Consider the following 1,132-nt stretch of genomic DNA (forward strand, 5'->3'; position numbering starts at 1 on the left):
ACTGTGCAAACACGAAAGTGGACGTATACGGTGTGACGCCTGCCCGGTGCTGGAAGGTTAATTGATGGGGTTATCCGTAAGGAGAAGCTCTTGATCGAAGCCCCAGTAAACGGCGGCCGTAACTATAACGGTCCTAAGGTAGCGAAATTCCTTGTCGGGTAAGTTCCGACCTGCACGAATGGCGTAATGATGGCCAGGCTGTCTCCACCCGAGACTCAGTGAAATTGAACTCGCTGTGAAGATGCAGTGTACCCGCGGCAAGACGGAAAGACCCCGTGAACCTTTACTATAGCTTGACACTGAACATTGAGCCTTGATGTGTAGGATAGGTGGGAGGCTTTGAAGCGTGGACGCCAGTCTGCGTGGAGCCAACCTTGAAATACCACCCTTTAATGTTTGATGTTCTAACGTAGCCCCGTAATCCGGGGTGCGGACAGTGTCTGGTGGGTAGTTTGACTGGGGCGGTCTCCTCCCAAAGAGTAACGGAGGAGCACGAAGGTTGGCTAAGCATGGTCGGACATCATGCGGTTAGTGCAAAGGCATAAGCCAGCTTGACTGCGAGAGTGACGGCTCGAGCAGGTACGAAAGTAGGTCTTAGTGATCCGGTGGTTCTGTATGGAAGGGCCATCGCTCAACGGATAAAAGGTACTCCGGGGATAACAGGCTGATACCGCCCAAGAGTTCATATCGACGGCGGTGTTTGGCACCTCGATGTCGGCTCATCACATCCTGGGGCTGAAGTAGGTCCCAAGGGTACGGCTGTTCGCCGTTTAAAGTGGTACGCGAGCTGGGTTTAGAACGTCGTGAGACAGTTCGGTCCCTATCTGCCGTGGGCGTTGGAAGATTGAAAGGGGCTGCTCCTAGTACGAGAGGACCGGAGTGGACGCACCACTGGTGTTCGGGTTGTCATGCCAATGGCATTGCCCGGTAGCTAAGTGCGGAAGAGATAACCGCTGAAAGCATCTAAGCGGGAAACTTGCCTTGAGATGAGTCTTCCCTGACTCTTTAAGGGTCCTAAAGGAACGTTTAAGACTAAGACGTTGATAGGTTGGGTGTGTAAGCGTAGCGATACGTTGAGCTAACCAATACTAATGAACCGTGAGGCTTAACCTGACAACACCGAAGGTGTTTT

Annotated in this window: 1 rRNA gene; it reads left to right on the forward strand. The window is 52.6% G+C overall.

The window, feature by feature from the left end:
• A 23S ribosomal RNA gene (locus tag GKR71_RS00670) occupies positions 1-1,113 on the forward strand; the annotation flags it as partial.
• Positions 1,114-1,132: the final 19 nt, after the last annotated feature.

This window comes from Providencia sp. wls1922 (assembly GCF_009706505.1).
Classification (GTDB): domain Bacteria; phylum Pseudomonadota; class Gammaproteobacteria; order Enterobacterales; family Enterobacteriaceae; genus Providencia; species Providencia lanzhouensis.